The organism is Streptomyces sp. NBC_01497, from assembly GCF_036250695.1.
Classification (GTDB): Bacteria; Actinomycetota; Actinomycetes; order Streptomycetales; family Streptomycetaceae; genus Streptomyces.
Window position 1 is genome coordinate 6,775,413 of the sequence record NZ_CP109427.1, and the last position, 20,805, is coordinate 6,796,217.

Below are 20,805 nucleotides of genomic sequence, written 5' to 3' on the forward strand. Positions count from 1 at the left end.
GCCCCGTGATCCCGGTGCCGCCGCCTCGGGAACGGGGACCCCGGCGACCCCGGCACGCCCGCCCCGTAAAGTGGTCGCACCACCCGTCCCACCAGCCGCTCCACCGGCGCAGCGGCCGCCAGAAGAATCCGCCCGAGGAGCCGCACGCACCATGGCCGAGCCCCACGACGACGCCCCACGAGAGCCGCGACCCGCCCCGGGGGCCGGCCGGCACTCCGCCTACCCGGTCGGCCTGCGGCTCTCCGGCCGCCGGGTCGTCGTCGTCGGCGGCGGCCAGGTCGCCCAGCGCCGCCTGCCGGCCCTGATCGCCGCCGGAGCGGACATCGTGCTCGTCTCGCCGTCCGCCACCCCCTCGGTCGAGGCCATGGTCACCGCGGGCGAACTGCGCTGGGAGCGCCGCCGCTACGCCGAGGGCGACCTCGCGGACACCTGGTACGCGCTGGTCGCGTCCAGCGACCCGGCCGCCAACGCCGCCGCGTCCGCCGAGGCGGAGCGCACCCGCACCTGGTGCGTGCGCAGCGACGACGCCGAGGCCGCCACCGCCTGGACCCCGGCCACCGGCCGCGACGGCGGCATCACCGTCGCCGTCCTCGCCGGCTCCGACGCACGCCACCGCGACCCGCGCCGCTCGGCGGCCGTGCGGGACGCCGTCATCGAAGGGCTCCGCGAGGGGACCATCGCGCCGGCACCCGCCCGCGGCCGGCAGGACGGCGGGGCACCGGCCCCCGTCGCCCTCGTCGGTGGCGGTCCCGGCGACCCCGACCTCATCACGGTGCGCGGCCGCCGCCTGCTCGCCGCCGCCGATGTCGTCATCGCCGACCGGCTCGGCCCGCGCGACCTGCTGGACGAACTCCCGCCGCACGTCGAGGTCATAGACGCGGCGAAGATCCCCTACGGTCGCGCCATGGCGCAGGAGGCCATCAACGCGGCGCTCGTGGAGCACGCGAGGGCGGGCAGGAACGTCGTACGGCTCAAGGGCGGCGACCCGTTCGTCTTCGGCCGCGGCATGGAGGAGGCGCAGGCGCTCGCCGAGGCCGGGATCCCCTGCACGGTCGTGCCCGGCATCTCCAGCAGCATCAGCGTGCCGGGCGCCGCGGGCATCCCGGTCACGCACCGGGGCGTGGCCCACGAGTTCACCGTCGTCAGCGGCCATGTGGCCCCCGACGACGCGCGGTCCCTGGTGGACTGGGAGGCACTGGCGCGACTGCGGGGCACCCTCGTCGTCCTCATGGGTGTGGAGAAGATCGGTGCGATCGCCGAGGCCCTCATCCGGCACGGCAAGGACCCTGCGACGCCCGTCGCGCTCGTCCAGGAGGGCACGACCGCGGCCCAGCGCCGCGTCGACGCGACGCTCGCCACCGTGGGGGCCACGGCCAGGGCCGAGGCCGTGAGGCCGCCCGCCGTGATCGTGATCGGTGACGTCGTCGCGCTGGGGAACGGCTGAGCCGATGGCAGAACCCATCGTCCTGGACGACCCGGACGACCCGCGCCTGCACGACTACAGCGGCCTCACGGACGTCGAGCTGCGGCGCCGTCGCGAGCCGGCGGAGGGCCTGTTCATCGCGGAGGGCGAGAAGGTCGTCCGCCGGGCCGTGGGCGCCGGATACGCCATGCGCTCGATGCTGCTGTCCGCGAAGTGGCTCGGCCCGCTGCGGGACGTCGTGGACGCCGCGACCGCGCCGGTCTACCTGGTGGATCCGGCACTCGCCGAGCAGGTCACCGGCTACCACGTCCACCGCGGCGCCCTCGCCTCCATGGCGCGCAAGCCCCTTCCCGCGGCCGGTGAACTCCTGCCCGGCGCACGGCGCGTGGCGGTGTTCGAGGACATCGTGGACCACGCCAACATCGGTGCCGCCTTCCGCAACGCGGCGGCTCTCGGCATCGACGCGGTCCTGCTGACACCGCGCTGTGCCGACCCGTTCTACCGCCGGTCCGTGAAGGTCTCGATGGGGGCCGTCCTGCAGGTCCCCTGGACCCGCGCCACCGCGTGGCCGGGCGACCTGGCGGAGCTGCGTGCCGCGGGTTTCACGGTGGCGGCGCTGTGTCTGAGCGACCGCGCGGTCACGCTCGACACGCTCGCGTCGCGTCAGGAGCCGAAGCTGGCGCTGGTGTTCGGCACGGAGGGCGCGGGGCTCTCCTCCACGACGCTGGAGGCGGCCGACGTGCACGTCCGCATCCCGATGGAGGCGGGCGTCGACTCCCTGAACGTCGCGGCCGCCTCGGCCGTGGCCTTCTACGCGACGCGCCCCGCAGCGGGCTGACCCGGGCGCGGTTGCCGGTCCTGTGCGGTTCCGGGGCCGGTCCGCTTGGGCGCCGACCGAACGGGCCGCGCGCGGCGGCCTCTTGACTCCGTCCGCCGTGGCGGCGTGCACTGACTGGCATGCCGGTCTCCACCCAACCGGGGGCCCGTGCGAAGACCGGCCCTGCGGGAGAAGCGCCCACCGCGAGAACCGCGACACCGTCGTCGACGGCGACCTCGCCCCCGGCGAACGTCTCCACGACGTGGCCCCGTCCCGTGGCCGGCGCCCGCCGCACCCGAGCCCGGACCGAGGAGCGCGCATGTCACTCGACGACTTCGACCGCTACCCCCTGCTGTTCGGGCCCAGCCCCGTGCACCCGCTCGGCCGCCTCAGCGACCACCTCGGCGGCGCGCGGATCTGGGCCAAGCGGGAGGACTGCAACAGCCCTCTCGCTCACGGCGGAAACAAGACCCGCAAGCTGGAGTACCTGCTGCCCGACGCCCTCGCGAGCGGCGCCGACACTCTCGTCAGCATCGGCGGGGTGCAGTCCAACCACACCCGGCAGGTGGCCGCCGTCGCCGCCCGGGCCGGCCTGCGGGCCGTGCTCGTCCAGGAGAGCTGGGTCGACTGGCCCGACCCGGTCAACGACAAGGTCGGCAACATCCAGCTCTCCCGCATCATGGGCGCCGATGTGCGCCTGGTGCGGGCCGACTTCGGCATCGGGTTCAAGGACAGCTGGCAGCAGGCACTGGACGACGTCCGCGCCGCCGGCGGCACTCCGTACGCGATTCCCGCCGGCGCCTCCGACCATCCGCTCGGCGGCCTCGGCTTCGCCCGCTGGGCCGAGGAGGTGCGGGTGCAGGAGGAGGAGCTGGGCGTCTTCTTCGACACGATCGTCGTGTGCAGCGTCACGGGGAGTACCCAGGCGGGCATGATCGCGGGCTTCGCCGGGCAGGACCGGCCCCGCCGTGTCCTGGGCATCGACGCGTCGGCCCGACTCGCGGCGACCCGGGCCCAGGTGGAGAAGATCGCCCGCGATACGGCGCGACGTGTCGGCCTCGGCCGGGAGTTGCGCGACGACGAGATCACCGTCCTCGACGGCTGGGCGGGGGAGCGGTACGGCATCCCCGTGCGGTCCACGCTCGACGCGATCCTGCTGGCCGGCCGCCTCGAAGGGATGATCGTCGACCCGGTCTACGAGGGGAAGTCGATGGCCGGACTCATCGACCTCGTGGGCGGCGGCGACATCCCGAAGGACAGCGAGGTCCTGTACGTCCATCTCGGCGGCCAGCCCGCGCTGAACGCCTACAGCGGCATCGTCCCCTGACGTCGGGGACACCGGCCGCCGGCCTCCCGGCGGGGCGTCGTCGTCACAGCTGCTGGGCGAGCCAGATCCCCAGCACGACCAGCAGGGTGACGATCACGAAGACGATCAGCCGCTGCCGCAGGAGCCGCGGGTTGGCGGGCCTGCGCCCCGGCGCCGTGCTCCGTGCTCCGGGCCGGCTCGCGCCGCGCGGCTGCGGCGGGCGGGTACCGCCCGTGCGCGGTGCGGAGGCCCCGCTACGCTTCTGGGCCGGGCGCGAGGAACCCGCGGCGCGCGGCTGCGAGGGGTGTTCGCCGTGCTCGCCCGCTTCCGCGGCGGCGGCACGCCGCATCGACCGCTCCGTGTACTGCTCCGTCGGGCGCTCGCCGACCCGGCGCTCCCGCTCCCGCATCCGCCCCGTCGGTACGTCCTGCGGTGCCCGGTCACGCTGCGCGGGCGGTCTCGCCTCGGTGAGCCCCTGTGCCTCACGCGCGGCGATCTCCTTCAGCCGCATCGACAGCTGCAGCGTGCTGGGCCGGTCGCCCGGGTCCTTCGCCAGGCACGCGCGCAGCAGCGGCGCCAGGGTGTCCGGCACGTCGCGCAACTGCGGCTGCTCGTGCACCACCCGGTAGAGCATGACCTCGGAACTTCCGTGCCCGAAGGGCGAGTCGGCGGTCGCGGCGTAGGCCAGCGTCGCACCGAGCGCGAACACGTCCGTGGCGGGCGTGACCATGGCCCCGCGTACCTGTTCCGGTGCGAGGAAGCCGGGGGAGCCGACGGCGGTGCCCACGTGCGTCAGGGTGCTCGCCCCGGTGGCCCACGCGATCCCGAAGTCGATGATGCGGGGGCCCTTGGGTGACAGCAGGATGTTCGACGGCTTCAGATCGCGGTGCACGACGCCGGCCTCGTGCACGGCGACCAGGCCCTCCGACAGGGCGGCTCCGACGGCCGCGACGTCGGAGGCGGTCAGAGGGCCCTCCTCGGCGACCTTGTCGTGCAGCGAGGGGCCGGGCACGTACTGCGTGGCGAACCAGGGGCGCTCCGCCTCCAGATCGGCGGCGACGAGCCGGGCGGTGCAGCCGCCACGGATGCGCCGGGCCGCCGAGACCTCGCGCGCGAAGCGGGACCGGAACTCCTGGTCCTCCGCGAGGTCCGGTCTGATGACCTTCAGCGCGACGCGCTGTCCGCGCCGGTCGGAGCCCAGATAGACGACGCCCATGCCGCCGGCGCCGAGTCGCCGGTGAAGACGGAAGGAACCGACGACTCGCGGGTCCTCGCGCCGGAGCCGCATCATCGCCATGTCCATCCCCGCTGCCCGGTCGACCGTCTGACGTCGCACAGCTTACGTACCCGCGCCCCGGCGTGCTCACAGGCCGCGCCCTGGCGACCAGATCGATTGTCAGTACGCCGCCGGGGACATGAGGAGCGGTCAGCAGGGCCGCTGTTCAGGCGGGCTTGACCCGGACGTGACCCCAAGGCCCCCGCACAGCAAAGGGATTGCGTCCCGGGGTCCGGCCGGGACGGCCGGGGACGGACGGCGCGTCCCGCACCGGGCGCGGCAGGGCGGCCGGGCGGGGCCCCGCCCGGCGACGCCGGGTACGGTCCCGCGCGGGTGAGTGATGTCACGCGTACCGGGCTCCGGCGTGCGCGGCGCACGTAGGCCCGGGGGCGGACCCGCCCGGCGCGCGGGGGCGGACCCCCGCGCAGGTGGGACGGCGCGCGCCGGGGAGCGGGGGCCGACCCCGAGACGGGAGCGCCGGGACTCCACCCAGGGGAGTAGGCGTCCCCGTGCCGGGTCATCCCCTGGGAGGCCGGACAAGCCGTGCGCGGGCATGACGACCCGGCGCCCGCGGGTCCCTAGTGTTGAGGTCGAGCGGCGGGTCCAGCACTCGTCCCCCGAGGTCAGGTACTCGCCGCTGCAGGATTCGACGGGAGAGGGATCATGGCGGACACGGTGGCACGGACCACGCTCCGCGCGCAGCGCAAAGCCTTCGCCGCGCTCGGCGTACGGCCGTCCGGCACACGCCACCCGCTGGTGGCGGTGGCCATGGTCCTTCCCCTCGCGGCCCTGCTCGTCGTCGTCTTCGGCGGCTGGAGCGCTGTGGTCGAACAGGCGTCGTCCGTGGGCGTGATGCTGGGGCGCTGAACGCGTCCCGGGCCCGGGAGAGCGGTCCGGGCCGGGGGCATCCGGCCAACAGCCCCGTGGGGACGGGGGTGCGGCGGACGGCAGCGTACGGCCGGTCAGCTGGGGAGCTGACCGGCCGGCGCGTTGTGCGGGGACCCGCGGCCCGGCCCCCGGGCCGCGGGCCGCGTACGCTCCCCACGGGAATCAGGGACTTCGGGGATCCCAGGACTTCGGCCGGTGGGGAATCCGGCCGGTGGGGAATCCGGGCAGCGGGGAATCCGGCCGGTGGGGAATCCGGGCAGCGCAGCGCCGGGCACCGAAGCGCAGGACACGGGGACACGGGGACACGGGAGATCATGACCGCCGACGGGCTCCTGCCCACACTCCAGCGCGTCGCGCGCGCCACCGCCCATCGCTCGGGGGCCTGCTCCGCCTGTGACCTGGAGAGTGTCCTCGCGGACCGCCCCGACGCCGCCGTCGTGCGGCACGGTTCCGCCGTGGTGAAGGCACACGCCGACGACACCGACCCGGCCGCCCACCGGGTGCGGATGGCCCTCGCCGCACACCCGCGCCTCGCGGGGACGTTCCTGGCGCCGCTCCCCTCCACCGCCGCGGACGTGCACGGCCGCCTGGTGACGGCCTGGCCCTACGGCGTGCCGGTCGACCCCGAGGACCCGGACGCCGCACCCTGGGAACACGTGGCCGAACTCCTCGCCCGCCTGCACCGCGTACCGCTCGCGGCCCTCGCCGGAGCGCTGCCCGGGCCGCTGCCGCCGATGCGCGCCCCGCTCAAGGTGCGTGCCGCCGTCGCGCGGATGCGCGCCGCTGCCCCCGGCCACCCGGGGGCCCGAGCGGTCGAGCGCGCCCACCGCGCTCTCACGTCCGGCGCGGCCGGCTCCGGCCCCACCGCCCTGTGCCACGGAGACCTCCATCTGGGGCAGCTCGTGCGCGATCCGTCCGACGGACGCTGGCTCCTCATCGACGTGGACGACGCCGGCACCGGCGACCCCGCGTGGGACCTCGCGAGGCCCGCCGCCTGGTACGCGGCCGGGCTGCTGCCGCCGGAGGTCTGGGGACGCTTTCTCGACGCGTACCGGGCCGCCGGCGGCTCCGCGGTGCCCCGGGACGGGGACCCCTGGCCGCGCCTCGACCTCCCGGCCCGCGCCCTCACCGTGCAGACGGCGGCTCTCGCGATCGCCAAGGCCGCCGAGGAGGGCCGGGAGACCGACGAGGTCGAGGAGTTGGTGGTCGCGGCGTGTGTCCGGATCGCCGCGCTCGGCCCCAACTGAGCGCGCGGGCAACCGTGCAGGGCCCCGGTGCGTCGTCGTAGGGTGAAGCGTTGGTCCACGTGCCGAGGAGCTGAAGCCGGATGAAGTGCCCCAAGTGCCATGCGGAGATGCACACCTACAACCGCAACGGTGTCCAGATCGAGCAGTGCAGCGGCTGCCGGGGGATCTTCCTCGACTTCGGTGAGCTGGAGACCCTGACCCGCATCGAGTCGCAGTGGTCCCAGCCGATGCCGCCAGGCCCGCCTGCCGCGCCCTACCCGCCGGCCCCCGGCCCGGCCTGGGGAGCCCCGTACGGCGGGGGCCACGGCGGCGGCGGTCACTACGGCGGCCACGGCCACCACGGTCACCACAAGAGCTTCTCCCACATGCTCTTCTCGACCTGATCCGGCGGCGTACGCCAGCGGGAGAGGGCCCCGGCGGAGGAGAGGGCGGGGGCCCGCCCGCACCGGCGCCGCGAATCACGGGCGAGGCACCGGGAAACCGGCCCGACGCAACGACGAAGCCCCGGCGGACGAATCCGCCGGGGCTTGCTCTGTGCGCGATACTGGGATTGAACCAGTGACCTCTTCCGTGTCAGGGAAGCGCTCTCCCGCTGAGCTAATCGCGCAGGTCACCACCGAGATGGCTACTGCTGCGTGCGCGATACTGGGATTGAACCAGTGACCTCTTCCGTGTCAGGGAAGCGCTCTCCCGCTGAGCTAATCGCGCGGGAATCCTTGCGGATCCAGTGGACGATACTGGGATTGAACCAGTGACCTCTTCCGTGTCAGGGAAGCGCTCTCCCGCTGAGCTAATCGTCCTTGGAGGTGGAGACGGGATTTGAACCCGTGTAGACGGCTTTGCAGGCCGTTGCCTCGCCTCTCGGCCACTCCACCCGGAGTGCGCGGGCGCTGATCGTTACAGCTCCCACATCGAGCGGACGACGAGATTCGAACTCGCGACCCTCACCTTGGCAAGGTGATGCTCTACCAACTGAGCCACGTCCGCCTGTCGTTTCCGGTCCGTTTTGCGTGCCGGGCGACGGAGTGAACTCTAGCGGATTTGAGGGCCAGCACAAAAACGCGTTTACGCAGCGTGCTGAGGGCGCGGCGCCGGCGGTGGCGCGCACCGTCCCGTTCCCCGCCCTCCCGCCGGCCCGCGCCGTACGGGCTCCGGGTCCGGCCCGAGCGTGCCGGGACGTCGCGGTCGGGCCGGGCGGTGAGCCGTCGGTCCTGGCCGGGCGGCCGCGCCGCGCCACCGGCACAGGGGCGGCCCCGAGCCGGACCGCGGCCCGTAGCGTGAGCGGGCGTGGAGCCGTCCCGAGGTCGCGAGGGCTCCTCGGGTAGCGTCGGACAGGTACGGGCGAGTGGGAGGATCGGGCACATGAAGATCTGGGTGAACGGCGGACTGCGCGAGGCGGACGAGGCCCAGGTGTCGGTCTTCGACCACGGACTGACCGTCGGCGACGGGGTGTTCGAGACCCTCAAGACGGTGCGGGGCCGCCCCTTCGCGCTGACCCGGCACCTGGACCGGCTGGCGCGCTCCGCGCGCGGTCTCGGCCTGCCGGAGCCCGACCTCGACGAGGTGCGCGCCGCGTGCGCGGCCGTCCTGGACGCCTCACCCATGGCGCTCGGCCGGCTGCGCGTCACATACACCGGCGGGCTGGCCCCGCTCGGCTCGGACCGGGGAGAGCCCGACTCCACCCTGGTCGTCGCGCTCGGCGAGGCCCACCGGCCGCCCGCCTCGACCGCCGTGGTCACCGTGCCGTGGGTACGCAACGAGCGCGGCGCCCTCTCCGGCCTGAAGACCACGTCGTACGGCGAGAACGTCGTCGCCCTCGCCCGGGCGCACGAGTCGGACGCCTCGGAGGCGCTGTTCGCGAACACCGTCGGCCGGCTGTGCGAGGGCACGGGATCCAACGTCTTCGTCGTCGTCGACGGCGAACTCCACACCCCGCCGCTCGCCTCCGGCTGCCTGGCCGGGATCACCCGCGCGCTGACCGTCGAGTGGACCGGTGCCCGCGAGAGCGACCTGCCGATGGACGTCCTCGGCAGCGCGGAGGAGATCTTCCTGACGTCGAGCCTGCGCGACGTCCAGGCAGTGCGCCGGGTGGATGACCGCGACCTCGACGAGGCGCCGGGACCCGTCACGGCCAAGGCGATGCGGATCTTCCAGGAGCGCGCGGCGGCCGAACCCGACCCGGCCGCGGTCTGAGCGTGCGCGCGGACCCGGCCCGGCGCGGCCCGGCCGCCCCCCGGCGGGGTGACGCGCGGTGCGGTGGACGGGTAGAACACCAGGGATGACCACCACCCTGCGGCCGACCGGGCCGCTCAACGAGAGTCCGGACGGCGTCAGGTCCCGCGCCTACCAGGTATGTGTCAACAGCCGTCCCGTCGGGGCCGTCGAACTCGGCACCGATCCCTCCTTCGGCCCCACCGCGGGCGTGGTCCGGGCGCTGCGCATCGACGAACCGGACCGGCGCAGGGGCAGGGGCACGGTCGCCGCGCTCGCCGCCGAGGAGGTGCTGCGCGGCTGGGGCTGCCGGCAGGTGCTGGCCTCGACGCCCGGCGACGCGGGGACCCCGGCCCGGATGCTGGGCGCGCTCGGGTACACCGAGCGCAGCGTGAACATGGTCAAGGACCTGCCGTCAAAGGCGCCGGAGCTGCCCCCGGGCGTCACCGAACGGGCCATGACGGCGGACGAGTTCGACGCGTGGTGGGCGGGCGCCCACGCCCTCTTCGCGGACAGCTGGGCCAGCCGCGGCATGACCCGTGAGCAGGCCGCGGCCAAGGCGGAGGCGAGCCGGCGCCAGGCCCTGCCCGACGGGTTCGCGACCCCCGGCGCGGCCTTTCGGGTCCTGGCCGCCGCGGGAGCCGTCGTGGGCCGGGTCTGGGTCGCCCGGCAGGAGATCGCCCCGGGGGTGCCCGGCGCGTACGTCTACGAGGTCGAGGTCGCCGCGCCGAGCCGGGGCCGGGGGTACGGGCGCTCGCTGATGGGCGTCGCCGAGCGGGTGGCCCTGGACTGGGGCGGCGCGGCACTCGGCCTGCACGTCTTCACGGACAACACCCCGGCGGTGCGGCTCTACACGTCGCTCGGCTACCGCGTCACCGCCCGCCACTTCGCCAAACAGCTGCTCTGAGGTCCCGGCCGCAGGCGCGGCCTGGACCCGCGGCGCGAGGGCCCCGGATCTCAGCGGGCGAGCAGGGCGTCCACGATCTCCTCGACGCGCTCCCGTATGCCGTCCTGGCTCTTGCTCCCGTCCAGCAGCCGGCCGCCCACCTCGTAGGTGGGCGTCCCCTTGACGCCGATGGCCTTGCCTTCGGCGTGGTCGGCGTCCACGACCAGGATGTGCCGGCCGTCGACCAGCGCGGTGTCCACCTCCTCCGCGTCGAGGCCCAGCTCGCGCGCGACCTCGACGAGTACCTCCTCACCGCGGTCCCCGAGCGCCTCGGTGCGGGCGAGTACCGCCGCGACGTACTCCCAGCCGCTGCCCTGCCCGGCGGCCTCCTCGGCGGCCTGCGCCGCGGCGAAGGAGTGCTGGTGCTTCTCCAGCGGGAAGTGGCGCAGCCGGGGCTCGACGCGGTCCCCGTACTTCTCGCGCAGCGCGTCGAGGTCGGCGAGGGCGCTGCGGCAGTCCGGGCACTGGAGCTCGCACCACACGTCGAGCACGACGGGGGAGGCGGCCGGGGAATCGTTCATGGAAGCAGTCTTCCAGGAGGGTGACCGGCCGCCCAAACGCGACCTGGGAAGGACGCCGCCCCGGACTTCCCCCTGAGGTGCGCCGCGATCGTGGCCCCGACGGGGACCTCGGGTGCAGGATGGAGGGGTACGAACCTGTTCGTATCGACAGGACGACGGCAGACCGCCAGGAGGACCGGATGATTGCCGAGACCATTTGCGCCGCGGTGTCGGCCGCGGGGCTGGGTATCGCCGCGGTCACGGCGTACCGCAAGCGGTTCCTGACCGCCACGAAGATCGCCGCGTTCGCCCTCGTCCCCATCGGGCTGGCGATGACGGGCGTCGTCAAGTGGGTGGCCCACACGGCCTTCAGCCCGACGGCGTGGGGCGGCTTCGCCGTGCTCGCGATCGCCGTCGTGCTGTTCCTCATCACGAGGGCCGTGGACCGCCACCGGGGGATGACGCGCAAGGAGCGCCGCGAGGCCGAGAAGGCCCGCAGGCGCGAGGCCGTCGCCCCCGCGGCATCGGCGCCGTCGCTCGGCGCGGGCGGCGGGCAGCCGACGGGGGCCTCGGACGCCGTGCGGCCGAAGGGTGCGACGCAGCAGCAGAAGCCGGAGGATTTCAGCGACATCGAGGCGATCCTCAAGAAGCACGGCATCTGACCTCGCGGGCGGCCCCCGGGCGCGGGGCCGCCGCCCCCTCGGGGAGCAGGCTTGCGCCTCGCGATGATCAAGGTCGCTCAGATAGTGCAAGGTCACCGACGAAATCAGGTGAAGTCCTTGCCCTAGGTGGTCTGTTGGTCAGGAGCACTCGCCCGGCTGCGTCATCATCTGTCCGAGATGCTCGATACCTCCGGGGATCAGTACCCCGCACCGCCGGAACAATACGTTCCCTCCGAAGAGCAGCGCGGCTGCCTCTTCGCACTGTCCCAGCCGCCGCTGATGATCTTTCTGGCCGTCGTCGGCTCGCTCCTCCTGGCGGCGGCCGTCCATGACCTGCTCGCCCTGTGACCGCCGTCCTGGCGCGCCGAGACGCCCGCGACGGTCTCCGCGACAGCGGGCATGACCGTCGCCGTGACAGCTGCCACGACCTGTCGTGGCCGCCCCCGTCAGCCGGCGGCCGCCTCCTTGCGGCGGGCCCGGTACGCGGCGACATGCAGCCTGTTCCCGCATGTGCGGCTGTCGCAGTAGCGGCGCGAGCGGTTGCGGGACAGGTCGACGAAGGCCCGTCCGCAGTCCGGCGCCTCGCAGCGCCGCAGGCGCTCCTGTTCGCCCGCGACGACGATGAACGCGAGCGCCATGCCGCAGTCCGCGGTCAGGTGGTCCGCCACCGAGGCGCCCGGCGCGAAATAGTGCACGTGCCAGTCGTAGCCGTCGTGATCGGTGAGCCGAGGCGTGGTGCCGGCGCCCGCGACCAGCTGGTTGATCAGCGCCGCGGCGGCGACGGCGTCGGGCGCCGCGAAGACGTCGGCGAAACGCCGGCGCACGTCCAGCACGGCGCCGAGGTCCCGGGCGTCGAGGTCCGTGACGCCGCTGATGTCGTGGGCGCGGACGAAGGAGAACAGCGCGTCGACGTCGGCCAGGCCGTCCGCAGGGTCGCTGCCGGACATGCCTTCCGGCGCTGTGTTCACCAGGTCGACCACCGTGTCGAGGGCGATCCGGGTGTCATGGGGGATCTGCACGCCTCGACTCTAGTCGCCGCCACCAGGGACGGTGCGGGGCCGAATCCGGCGGTAGGCGCCGAGCGCGGGCGCCGTGGCCGGGAGCGGGCTCGGGCCCCCGGGGGCACACCGGCGGGCCGGTAGGAGCATGCCGGCGGGTCACGGGAACACGGCGGCGCCGCTGCCGCGGTGGATTCCGCGACAGCGACGCCGGCCGGGCTCACGCGTGCGTCTGCGCGCGGTGCCGTCCCCCCGAGTCGGACGGCACCACGCGGCTCTCGGCCTGGCTCAGCTCTCGGCCAGGATGTGTGAGAGCTCCGTATCGAGGTCGAAGTGCCGGTGCTCGGTACCGGGTGGCACCGCGGCGTCGGTCCGCTTCAGGAAGGATTCGAGCGCCCGCGCCGGGGCTTCGAGCAGGGCTTCGCCCTCCGGGGAGCTCAGGGCGATGCAGACGACGCCCTGACCGTGGCTGCGGGACGGCCAGACACGGACGTCGCCGGTGCCGGTGGGCCGGTGCAGCCCCTCGGCGAGCAGGTCGCGGGCGAAGACCCATTCGACCGTCTCTTCGGCTCCGGTGTGGAAGGTGGCGTGCACGGCGTAGGGATCGGCCGTGTCATACCGCAGGCCCGCTGGGACAGGCAGGGAGGACTCGCTCGACACAACGAGGCGCAGGTGCAGCTCGCAGCTGACCGTGGTGTTCATAAGCGCCAGGGCCTTTCGCTCAGTGTGCGCTCGGGGATTCGCACGTCGGCGAAATCGACATGCCACTTCCCGTGCCGTTGTAAACCCCTCTGACCTTTTTGTGCGTCTTGAGGTCACTCGTGTGGCGGTGGGAGGATTTGTCTCATTCGGCCATTCCGGTGAACGGCGTGAGTCCGGTACGTTGGTCCATGTGATCGCGGAGAGTGACGAAAAGGGGCTCGGGTCCCGTGCCCCGGAGTTCATCAAGGCATCGCGCCCGCTCCACCAGGGCTGGAAGGTCGGCGTCTTCATGGTGGGGCTCGCCGTCGTCGGGGGCGGCGTCATCCTGCTGCCCCTGCCCGGCCCGGGCTGGCTGGTGATCTTCGGCGGGATGGCTGTCTGGGCCACGGAGTTCGTCTGGGCCCAACGGGTGCTGCGGTGGACGAAACGCAAGGTCACCGAGGCCGCGCACAAGGCGCTTGATCCCAAGGTCAGGCGCAGGAACATCGTCCTGACCGCCGTCGGCGTGGTGATCGTCGGAGCGTTGATCGCGCTCTACGTCTGGAGGTTCGGCGCGGTCATGCCCTGGCGGATCCACCGCTGAGCGGCCGGGCGCGGATCGTCGTAAAGCGGTGCGGGGACACCCCTGACATGGGGTAATGTGTGCCCTGCGCGCGGGCGATTAGCTCAGTGGGAGAGCGCTTCGTTCACACCGAAGAGGTCACTGGTTCGAACCCAGTATCGCCCACCCGTCACGAGGCCCCCGGAAGATCCTTCCGGGGGCCTCGTCATGCGCGCGGCCCGGCCACGGCCCGTGCGCTCAGACGCGTTCCTCAGCGCATGCCGCCCAGCACCTCGCGCAGCCTGCGGGCGTCCCGCAGTCGCTGCTCGTAGGTCGCGCCGAGGCCGAGCAGCAGCAGCCCCGCCAGCGCCATCGGCACCCAGCGCGGCACCAGGCCCGCCACCTGCACCACGTACGGAGCCAGCTCGTGCAGGGCGTCGAGCGCGAGGACCCCGCCGCCGAGCAGCAGCGGCGCGAGCAGCCTGCGCCGCCCGCCCGCCAGGGTCACCGCCAGGGCGGCCAGACCCAGCAGCAGCGGGCGGGGCCAGTGCGCGTCCACCCAGGAGGCCCCCAGAGCGGGCACCAGCGCGAGCGCGAGCCCCGGGCCGTACGCGACCCACGACGACGCCGTCCGCTCGCTCCTGCGGCGCACAGCGCCCACCGCGAGCAGCGGCAGTGCCACCGGCACCGTGTACGCCTCGGGCGCGCTCACGCCCGCCTGTGCCAGCCACACCCACAGTGACGCCACAAGCAGCACGGCCGCCGCGCAGGTCCCCGCCCCGCGCCTGACCGGGCGCAGGGCCGTCCCCGCCGCGATCAGCGCGCACACCGCGAGGACCACGGCGAGCACCCGCGGACCGGCCGCCGCCGCGTACACCACCGGCACCACGGCAGCCGCCGCGCCGGTGGCCTCCACCGGGACGCCCACCAGGGCCGGACGTACGCCCGGCCACGCCGCGAGCACCGCCACCAGGGCGGGTACCAGGAGCACCGCGGAGGCGACAGTGGCCGCCGGCCGCCCGGCTGTCGCGGGTACCGCCGCCGTGAACGCCGTGGCACACACCACCGCCAGGCATCCCAGCACCGCCCGGACGCCCAGCGGAGCGCGCCGCGAGTGGGCTCCGCCGAGCGCGGCGAGCGCCGCGAGGAGCGCGGTGAGCACACCGAGGCACAGCAGCAGTGACCATCGGGCCGACGTCGACAGCGCCACTACGGGCGCCGCGCACAGCCCCGCCCCCACCGCGGCCGTCACCGCCGTGGGCGCTCCCACCGGGCCCGGCCGCGCCGCCACCACCAGCAGGGCCGCGACCAGCGCGAGCAGCAGGGCCACCGTCGCCGCGAACCCTAGGCCGAGCGTCGCGGGCAGCGCCGCGACCGCCGCGAGCCCCAGCGCGGTCGTGACACCGCCCGCCGCCGCATGCCGCACCCGTGCGCGTGGCGCCGGCCCGTCCGCCCCCGGCCGGGGTGCCGCCAGGAGCCACCGCCCGGCGCACAGCGGCAGCGCCGCCGTCACCGCCAGTACCAGCGGCGCCGCCGCCACGGGCAGTGCGAGGCCGCCGCCGCTCCACACGTACCCCGCGAGGGCGGACGCAAGGACCAGGGCCGGCACGGGCAGGACCCACAGCACGCAGCAGGCCGTCAGGCCCGCCGCGGTGGCGGCGACGGCGCGCGCCGCGCCGCGCGGCAGCGGGCCCCGGGCGGTTCCGGCCGCGGCCAGCGCGCACGCCAGGTACACCGCCACCGCCCCGTCGGCCGGCACCGCGTGCCGTGCCACGTCGCCGACCGCGGCGACCGTCGACAGCGTCGCCACGATCGCGGCGGCCGGAGCGAGCCGCCGCTCCCGCAGCGCCGCGCTGACGACGGCGGCCGCCCCGGCGAGCAGCAGAAGTCCCGGCGCGACCGCGTGCGCGGCGGTCGGCGCGGAGACCGAGAACCACCAGGCGCCGAACATCCCCCAGCCGCCCGTACCCGCCGCCGCTAGCGCCGCCGGGATCCACACCGAGGAGCGCCTGACCCGGAGGGCCACCGCCGCGTCGGCCACCCCGGTCGCCAGCAGCGCTCCCGCGAGGCCGAGCGGAGCCGCGCCCGCGGCCAACGCCCAGAGCAGCGGCACGAACTGACCCGCGAGCACAGCGGCGGGCAACGGAATGCCGAGCTCCCCTACGACCAGTCCGTACGCCGTCCACACCGCGGTGAGCACCAGCGCCGCGCCCCCGGCGAAGGCGAAGCCGTTCGAGGGCTGCGCCAGCACGGAGACCTGCACGGTGTCGAGGACCGTCAGGATCAGCGCCAGCACGGACACCGTCCTGGCGGTCGCGACGAGTCCCCGGCGCACCAGCAGGGCGGGCACGGCCAGTGCGGCGAGCGTCACCAGCGACAGCACCGCCGCCCTGCCGCCCTCGCCGAGAGCGCCCCAGCTGACGACGGTGAAGGCGATCGCGGCGATGGCGAGGAGCGTCCCACCGAGCGTCAGCAGGACGTTCTGCGCTCCTTTCGGGGCCACTTCGCGTGGCCGGGCGGCCGGGCGCGCCGTGGCACGGACCGCCGGGCCGACTGCCGGAGGCGTGGCCGGACGCCCCGGGCCGTGGCCGGCCCGGGGCGGCGGCGCCGCGCTCGCGTGGGTCAGCAGCGACACCAGGTGGGCCCGGCGCGCGAGCAACTCGTGCCTGCGCCCGTCGAGTCGGAGCAGTTCCCCGTCGACAGCGGCCAGTTCGGCCCTCACTGAGGCAACGTTCGTCATAAGGGGGAGTGTGCTGGCCGCCGCCGGGCGGGCCATCGGCTCGGGTACTCAGGGACCCGCCCGGTCCGTACTCAGGGGGGTGGCTGAGTACGGACCGGGCGTCACGCGGCGCGGTTTGAAGGAGAGCCGAGGCGACCTGTATGGTTCAGTCCGTTGCCGGGCGATTAGCTCAGTGGAAGAGCGCTTCGTTCACACCGAAGAGGTCACTGGTTCGAACCCAGTATCGCCCACCGGAAACAGGCCGGTCCGTCCCCGACGGACCGGCTTTTCGCATGCCGGAGCCCCGCCGCCGGGCCTCAGGCGGCCGTCGCGGGCAGGTCCGGAGGCAGCGGCCAGCCCTCCGCGGCGCGCGCCCTCGCCAGGTCGCCGCCCTTCACCAGCCAGCCGAGCGGCCCCCGCGTCTGCGCGGTGTGCCACACCCCCTGCAGACGGTGCAGTTCGACCGCTGTCAGGCGGCCGAGCCGGGTCGCGAACCGGCGCCCCACCGCCCGGGTCACCTCCAGCGCCGCCAGCGCGCAGGCCGCCGGGTCCCGCACGTCCACCGCCCCCTGCCCGTAGCGGGCGCACAGCTGCGCGGTTCCGGTCCGCCGCGGCCCGCGCCGGTCCAGGTGGCCGTCGAGCACGCAGGGGTCGAGGACGCACAGCGGCGCGGGCTCCACGTAGCGGGCGAGCCGGGAGGCCCGGTGCCGCCACAGCTCACGGTCGACGACGGTCAGCCCGTAGGAGGCGTTCGGCACCACCAGGGGAACCCCCGCCGCGCACGCGCCGCCGAGGGCTCTCGCTATCTCCTCCACCACGGGTGCCGGCCAGCGGCCGTTGCGGTGCAGGAACTCGTCCGTCAGCCCGTGCGTACCCGGCACCGGCACCCCGGGATCCACCAGCCACCGCCTGACCCGTGGCGCCCGGTCCGGCGCCTCCTGAGTCACCAGCGCCGCGGAAACGATCCTGTCGCCCTCCGCGTCCGTCCCCGTGGTCGCGGCCCCGAACGCGGCGAGCGGCCCCTCGTACCACAACGTCATTCACGAACTCCTCTGGCCCGTAGGGCACATGGCTGTCCGGACGGCCGCCATGCGCGGCACGGACCGGTAGGTACCCGGACAGGTGGTGAGGTACGCGGTCTTTAAGGTCGCTATACCCTTTCGCGAAGGACCGCCGATGCTCGGTACGATTCACGGGCGCAGCGCCCGCTGTGGCAGCCCGTGCAGTGAGGGAGAGACCGGTGTCAGACGTCCGTGTGATCATCCAACGCGATTCCGAGCGGGAAGAGCGCGTGGTGACGACGGGGACTACGGCCGCCGACCTCTTCCCGGGTGAGCGCACTGTCGTCGCCGCCCGGGTGGACGGGCAGCTCAAGGACCTCGCGTACGCGATCGGCGAGGGCGAGGTCGTCGAGCCGGTGGCGATCTCCTCGCCCGACGGCCTGAACATCCTGCGCCACTCGACCGCGCACGTCATGGCGCAGGCCGTGCAGGAGATCTTCCCCGACGCCCGGCTCGGCATCGGTCCGCCCATCAAGGACGGCTTCTACTACGACTTCGACGTCGAGAAGCCGTTCACGCCGGAGGACCTCAAGGCCGTCGAGAAGAAGATGCAGGAGATCCAGAAGCGCGGCCAGCGCTTCTCCCGGCGCGTCACGAGCGACGAGGATGCGCGCGTAGAGCTCGCGGCCGAGCCGTACAAGATCGAGCTGATCGGGCTCAAGGGCAAGGCGGCCGACGCCGCCGAGGGCGCGGACGCCGAGGTCGGCGCCGGCGAGCTGACGATCTACGACAACCTCGACGCGAAGACCGGCGAGCTGTGCTGGAAGGACCTCTGCCGGGGTCCGCACCTGCCCACTACCCGCTACATCCCGGCGTTCAAGCTGATGCGCTCCGCCGCCGCCTACTGGCGGGGCAGCGAGAAGAACCCGCAGCTCCAGCGCATCTACGGCACCGCGTGGCCGACGAAGGACGAGCTCAAGGCGCACCTGGAGTTCCTGGCCGAGGCGGAGCGCCGCGACCACCGCAAGCTGGGCGCGGAGCTCGACCTGTTCTCCTTCCCCGACGAGCTGGGCCCCGGCCTCGCGGTCTTCCACCCCAAGGGCGGGATCATCCGCAAGGAGATGGAGAACTACTCCCGCAGGCGGCACGAGGACGAGGGGTACGAGTTCGTCAACACCCCCCACATCTCGAAGGAGCACCTCTTCGAGACGTCCGGGCACCTGCCGCACTACGCGGAGAGCATGTTCCCGCCCATCGAGTTCGACGGGCAGAACTACCGCCTCAAGGCCATGAACTGCCCCATGCACAACCTGATCTTCAAGTCGCGGGGGCGTTCCTACCGCGAGCTGCCGCTGCGCCTGTTCGAATTCGGCACTGTGTACCGGTACGAGAAGTCGGGTGTGGTGCACGGCCTGACCCGCTCCCGCGGCTTCACCCAGGACGACTCGCACATCTACTGCACCAAGGAGCAGATGCCCGGGGAGCTGGACACGCTCCTGACCTTCGTCCTGGGCCTGCTGCGTGACTACGGCCTGGACGACTTCGAGCTGGAACTCTCCACCCGGGACCCGGAGTCGGACAAGTTCATCGGTTCCGACGAGGACTGGGAGGAGGCCACCGAGGCGCTGCGGCTGGCCGCCGAGAAGCAGGATCTCCCGCTGGTGCCCGACCCGGGCGGCGCCGCCTACTACGGGCCGAAGATCTCCGTGCAGGCGAAGGACGCGATCGGCAGGTCGTGGCAGATGTCGACCCTCCAGGTCGACTTCAACCAGCCCAAGCGGTTCGGTCTGGAGTACACCGCCGCCGACGGCTCCAAGCAGCAGCCGGTGATGCTGCACCGCGCGCTGTTCGGCTCCATCGAGCGGTTCTTCGGTGTGCTCCTGGAGCACTACGCGGGCGCGTTCCCCGCCTGGCTCGCGCCGGTGCAGGCCGTCGGCATCCCGGTCGGCGACACGCACGTGCCGTACCTGGAGGAGTTCGCGGCGGAGGCCCGCAAGCGGGGTCTGCGCATGGAGGTGGACTCCTCCTCCGACCGCATGCAGAAGAAGATCAGGAACCACCAGAAGGCCAAGACCCCGTTCATGGTCATCGTCGGCGACGACGACATGCAGGCGGGCACCGTGTCCTTCCGCTACCGCGACGGCTCGCAGGAGAACGGCCTGTCCCGCGGCGACGCCCTGGACAAGATCGCCCAGGCGGTCGCGGACCGCGTCCAGGTCTGACGCCTCGCGCGCGTCCCGGCCCCCGGAGCGGTATCACCGCTCCGGGGGCCGCGGTGCGTCCCGGCTCTCCCGCCGGAAGATCTCGATCACCCACGACGAGAACGAGCCGGTCACCGCGCCCAGCAGGGCGAGGCCGCAGGACATCAGGCCCACCGCCACCAGCCGCCCCTCGGCCGTGATGGGCACCGCGTCCCCGTACCCGACGGTCGTGATGGTCGAGGCCGCCCACCACAACGAGTCCCCGAAGGTCCGGATCGTGGCCCCCGGCGCACCGCGCTCCGCCTGGTAGACGGTCAGCGCGGCGGTGAAGGCGAGCAGCACCGACGCGAGGCCCGCGTAGGTGATCACCCGGGCGTACAGGTTCATCCACGGCTGGTCGCTGCGCCGGTGCTGGACCGTCGTGTACAGCTTCACCAGCCGCAGCGGGCGCAGCAGCGGCAGCAGCAGGACGAGCGAGTCGAGCCAGTGCGAGCGTACGAAGCGCCGGCCCTCGCCGCTCAGGACCAGCCGTACCGCGTAGTCCCCCGCGAACACCGCCCAGGCGGCGAGCATCACGGTGAGCCCGACGTCCCGCCACACCGCCGCGGCCTGCCAGGCGAGCACCCACACCGTGTACCCGCCCAGATACACGAAGGACATCGCGAACAGGGGGAGCTCCACGTGCTCCTCCCAGCGGCCCAGCCGCGACGGGCCCGTTTCGTCACGCATGGCCCCAGCATCCCGGTGGGCCCGGAGGGCGGGCACCGGCGACACGCCCCGACAGCGCCACGTCTTATGCTGCAGAGCATGACGACTGAGCCGGAGCAGCAGATCGGAGTGGGGAGCCCGGACGCGTTCCAGCGCCTGTGGACGCCTCACCGGATGGCGTACATCCAGGGTGAGAACAAGCCCAGCGGGTCGGGGGCCGAGGACGGCTGCCCCTTCTGCGCCATCCCGTCCAAGTCGGACGAGGACGGGCTGGTCGTCGCGCGCGGTGAGCTGGTGTACGCGGTGCTGAACCTCTACCCGTACAACGGCGGCCACCTCATGGTGGTGCCCTTCCGGCACGTCGCCGACTACACGGAACTGGACGACGCCGAGACCGCGGAGCTCGGGCTGTTCACGAAGCGCGCGATGACCGCGCTGCGCACCGCGTCCGGCGCGCACGGCTTCAACATCGGGATGAACCAGGGTGCGGTGGCCGGCGCGGGGATCGCGGCGCACCTGCACCAGCACGTGGTGCCCCGCTGGGGCGGTGACACCAACTTCATGCCGGTCGTCGGTCATACGAAGGTGCTGCCGCAGCTCCTCGCGGACACGCGCACGATGCTCGCCAAGGCCTGGCCTGCCGCGTCCTGAGCCGCCGG

Annotated in this window: 20 protein-coding genes and 7 tRNA genes; 15 read left to right on the forward strand and 12 right to left on the reverse strand. The window is 73.8% G+C overall.

Annotated features, from left to right (window positions below):
* Positions 1 to 151 precede the first annotated feature (151 nt).
* The 3 genes from cobA (at position 152) to OG310_RS28655 (ending at position 3,567) form a co-directional block, all read left to right on the forward strand.
* Entirely contained in the window at positions 152 to 1,444 is a 1,293-nt protein-coding gene (cobA, locus tag OG310_RS28645) for a uroporphyrinogen-III C-methyltransferase (RefSeq protein ID WP_329458739.1), read from the forward strand.
* Positions 1,445 to 1,448: 4 nt separating this feature from the next.
* The gene (locus OG310_RS28650; protein ID WP_329458740.1) at positions 1,449 to 2,261 is read left to right on the forward strand and encodes a TrmH family RNA methyltransferase; all 813 of its coding nucleotides are present in this window, start codon (positions 1,449 to 1,451) and stop codon (positions 2,259 to 2,261) included.
* Positions 2,262 to 2,559: 298 nt separating this feature from the next.
* Positions 2,560 to 3,567, forward strand: a complete 1,008-nt coding sequence (locus OG310_RS28655; protein WP_329458741.1) for a 1-aminocyclopropane-1-carboxylate deaminase — start codon at positions 2,560 to 2,562, stop codon at positions 3,565 to 3,567.
* A gap of 43 nt (positions 3,568 to 3,610) precedes the next feature.
* Here the strand turns inward: OG310_RS28655 and OG310_RS28660 are convergent, their stop codons facing one another.
* Positions 3,611 to 4,843 (reverse strand): serine/threonine-protein kinase, encoded by a 1,233-nt coding sequence (locus OG310_RS28660; RefSeq protein WP_329460441.1) that lies wholly within the window; start codon positions 4,841 to 4,843, stop codon positions 3,611 to 3,613.
* 642 nt (positions 4,844 to 5,485) lie between these two features.
* Here OG310_RS28660 and OG310_RS28665 point away from each other — a divergent pair.
* The 3 genes from OG310_RS28665 to OG310_RS28675 all read left to right on the forward strand — a co-directional run bounded on the left by OG310_RS28665 (position 5,486) and on the right by OG310_RS28675 (position 7,340).
* On the forward strand, positions 5,486 to 5,689 hold the full coding sequence (locus OG310_RS28665) for a hypothetical protein (RefSeq protein ID WP_329458742.1): 204 nt from the start codon (positions 5,486 to 5,488) through the stop codon (positions 5,687 to 5,689).
* Between the two features lie 335 nt (positions 5,690 to 6,024).
* Positions 6,025 to 6,957, forward strand: a complete 933-nt coding sequence (locus tag OG310_RS28670) for a phosphotransferase family protein (protein WP_329458743.1) — start codon at positions 6,025 to 6,027, stop codon at positions 6,955 to 6,957.
* An 80-nt stretch (positions 6,958 to 7,037) separates the two neighbouring features.
* Positions 7,038 to 7,340 (forward strand): TFIIB-type zinc ribbon-containing protein, encoded by a 303-nt coding sequence (locus tag OG310_RS28675; RefSeq protein ID WP_329458744.1) that lies wholly within the window; start codon positions 7,038 to 7,040, stop codon positions 7,338 to 7,340.
* Positions 7,341 to 7,492: 152 nt separating this feature from the next.
* Here OG310_RS28675 and OG310_RS28680 read toward each other — a convergent pair.
* The 5 genes from OG310_RS28680 to OG310_RS28700 form a co-directional block, all read right to left on the reverse strand.
* Positions 7,493 to 7,564: transfer RNA gene (locus OG310_RS28680), tRNA-Val, on the reverse strand.
* A 29-nt stretch (positions 7,565 to 7,593) separates the two neighbouring features.
* A tRNA-Val gene (locus OG310_RS28685) sits at positions 7,594 to 7,665 on the reverse strand.
* Between the two features lie 20 nt (positions 7,666 to 7,685).
* A tRNA-Val gene (locus tag OG310_RS28690) sits at positions 7,686 to 7,757 on the reverse strand.
* Between the two features lies 1 nt (position 7,758).
* Positions 7,759 to 7,832, reverse strand: a tRNA-Cys gene (locus OG310_RS28695).
* Positions 7,833 to 7,871: 39 nt separating this feature from the next.
* Positions 7,872 to 7,944: transfer RNA gene (locus OG310_RS28700), tRNA-Gly, on the reverse strand.
* Positions 7,945 to 8,319: 375 nt separating this feature from the next.
* On the opposite strand from OG310_RS28700, the gene OG310_RS28705 reads away from it, so the two are divergent.
* Positions 8,320 to 9,150 (forward strand): aminotransferase class IV, encoded by an 831-nt coding sequence (locus OG310_RS28705; RefSeq protein WP_329458745.1) that lies wholly within the window; start codon positions 8,320 to 8,322, stop codon positions 9,148 to 9,150.
* 85 nt (positions 9,151 to 9,235) lie between these two features.
* Positions 9,236 to 10,075, forward strand: coding sequence for a GNAT family N-acetyltransferase (locus OG310_RS28710; RefSeq protein ID WP_329458746.1), 840 nt, complete (start codon positions 9,236 to 9,238; stop codon positions 10,073 to 10,075).
* A gap of 50 nt (positions 10,076 to 10,125) precedes the next feature.
* Here the strand turns inward: OG310_RS28710 and OG310_RS28715 are convergent, their stop codons facing one another.
* Positions 10,126 to 10,635: a DsbA family protein gene (locus tag OG310_RS28715; RefSeq protein WP_329458747.1), complete on the reverse strand. Its 510-nt coding sequence runs from the start codon at positions 10,633 to 10,635 to the stop codon at positions 10,126 to 10,128.
* A 179-nt stretch (positions 10,636 to 10,814) separates the two neighbouring features.
* On the opposite strand from OG310_RS28715, the gene OG310_RS28720 reads away from it, so the two are divergent.
* Positions 10,815 to 11,276: a hypothetical protein gene (locus OG310_RS28720; RefSeq protein WP_329458748.1), complete on the forward strand. Its 462-nt coding sequence runs from the start codon at positions 10,815 to 10,817 to the stop codon at positions 11,274 to 11,276.
* A 177-nt stretch (positions 11,277 to 11,453) separates the two neighbouring features.
* Positions 11,454 to 11,624: a hypothetical protein gene (locus OG310_RS28725; protein ID WP_329458749.1), complete on the forward strand. Its 171-nt coding sequence runs from the start codon at positions 11,454 to 11,456 to the stop codon at positions 11,622 to 11,624.
* A gap of 98 nt (positions 11,625 to 11,722) precedes the next feature.
* Here OG310_RS28725 and OG310_RS28730 read toward each other — a convergent pair whose 3' ends face one another.
* Both OG310_RS28730 and OG310_RS28735 read right to left on the reverse strand, forming a co-directional pair.
* Positions 11,723 to 12,295, reverse strand: coding sequence for a CGNR zinc finger domain-containing protein (locus OG310_RS28730; protein WP_329458750.1), 573 nt, complete (start codon positions 12,293 to 12,295; stop codon positions 11,723 to 11,725).
* 267 nt (positions 12,296 to 12,562) lie between these two features.
* Positions 12,563 to 12,976, reverse strand: a complete 414-nt coding sequence (locus OG310_RS28735; RefSeq protein WP_003959770.1) for an SsgA family sporulation/cell division regulator — start codon at positions 12,974 to 12,976, stop codon at positions 12,563 to 12,565.
* A gap of 190 nt (positions 12,977 to 13,166) precedes the next feature.
* On the opposite strand from OG310_RS28735, the gene OG310_RS28740 reads away from it, so the two are divergent.
* Entirely contained in the window at positions 13,167 to 13,559 is a 393-nt protein-coding gene (locus OG310_RS28740) for a TIGR02611 family protein (protein ID WP_329458751.1), read from the forward strand.
* A gap of 72 nt (positions 13,560 to 13,631) precedes the next feature.
* Positions 13,632 to 13,703: transfer RNA gene (locus OG310_RS28745), tRNA-Val, on the forward strand.
* 85 nt (positions 13,704 to 13,788) lie between these two features.
* On the opposite strand, the gene OG310_RS28750 is transcribed toward OG310_RS28745, so the two are convergent.
* Entirely contained in the window at positions 13,789 to 16,257 is a 2,469-nt protein-coding gene (locus OG310_RS28750; protein WP_329458752.1) for an SCO7613 C-terminal domain-containing membrane protein, read from the reverse strand.
* A 158-nt stretch (positions 16,258 to 16,415) separates the two neighbouring features.
* On the opposite strand from OG310_RS28750, the gene OG310_RS28755 reads away from it, so the two are divergent.
* Positions 16,416 to 16,487: transfer RNA gene (locus tag OG310_RS28755), tRNA-Val, on the forward strand.
* Positions 16,488 to 16,553: 66 nt separating this feature from the next.
* Here OG310_RS28755 and OG310_RS28760 read toward each other — a convergent pair.
* Positions 16,554 to 17,276: a 3'-5' exonuclease gene (locus OG310_RS28760; RefSeq protein WP_329458753.1), complete on the reverse strand. Its 723-nt coding sequence runs from the start codon at positions 17,274 to 17,276 to the stop codon at positions 16,554 to 16,556.
* A gap of 200 nt (positions 17,277 to 17,476) precedes the next feature.
* On the opposite strand from OG310_RS28760, the gene thrS reads away from it, so the two are divergent.
* Positions 17,477 to 19,459: a threonine--tRNA ligase gene (gene thrS / locus OG310_RS28765; RefSeq protein WP_329458754.1), complete on the forward strand. Its 1,983-nt coding sequence runs from the start codon at positions 17,477 to 17,479 to the stop codon at positions 19,457 to 19,459.
* A gap of 33 nt (positions 19,460 to 19,492) precedes the next feature.
* Here thrS and OG310_RS28770 read toward each other — a convergent pair whose 3' ends face one another.
* Positions 19,493 to 20,167: a potassium channel family protein gene (locus tag OG310_RS28770; RefSeq protein WP_329458755.1), complete on the reverse strand. Its 675-nt coding sequence runs from the start codon at positions 20,165 to 20,167 to the stop codon at positions 19,493 to 19,495.
* 66 nt (positions 20,168 to 20,233) lie between these two features.
* On the opposite strand from OG310_RS28770, the gene OG310_RS28775 reads away from it, so the two are divergent.
* A complete protein-coding gene (locus OG310_RS28775) occupies positions 20,234 to 20,797 on the forward strand; it encodes an HIT family protein (protein ID WP_329458756.1) in 564 nt (187 codons plus the stop codon).
* Positions 20,798 to 20,805 lie beyond the last annotated feature (8 nt).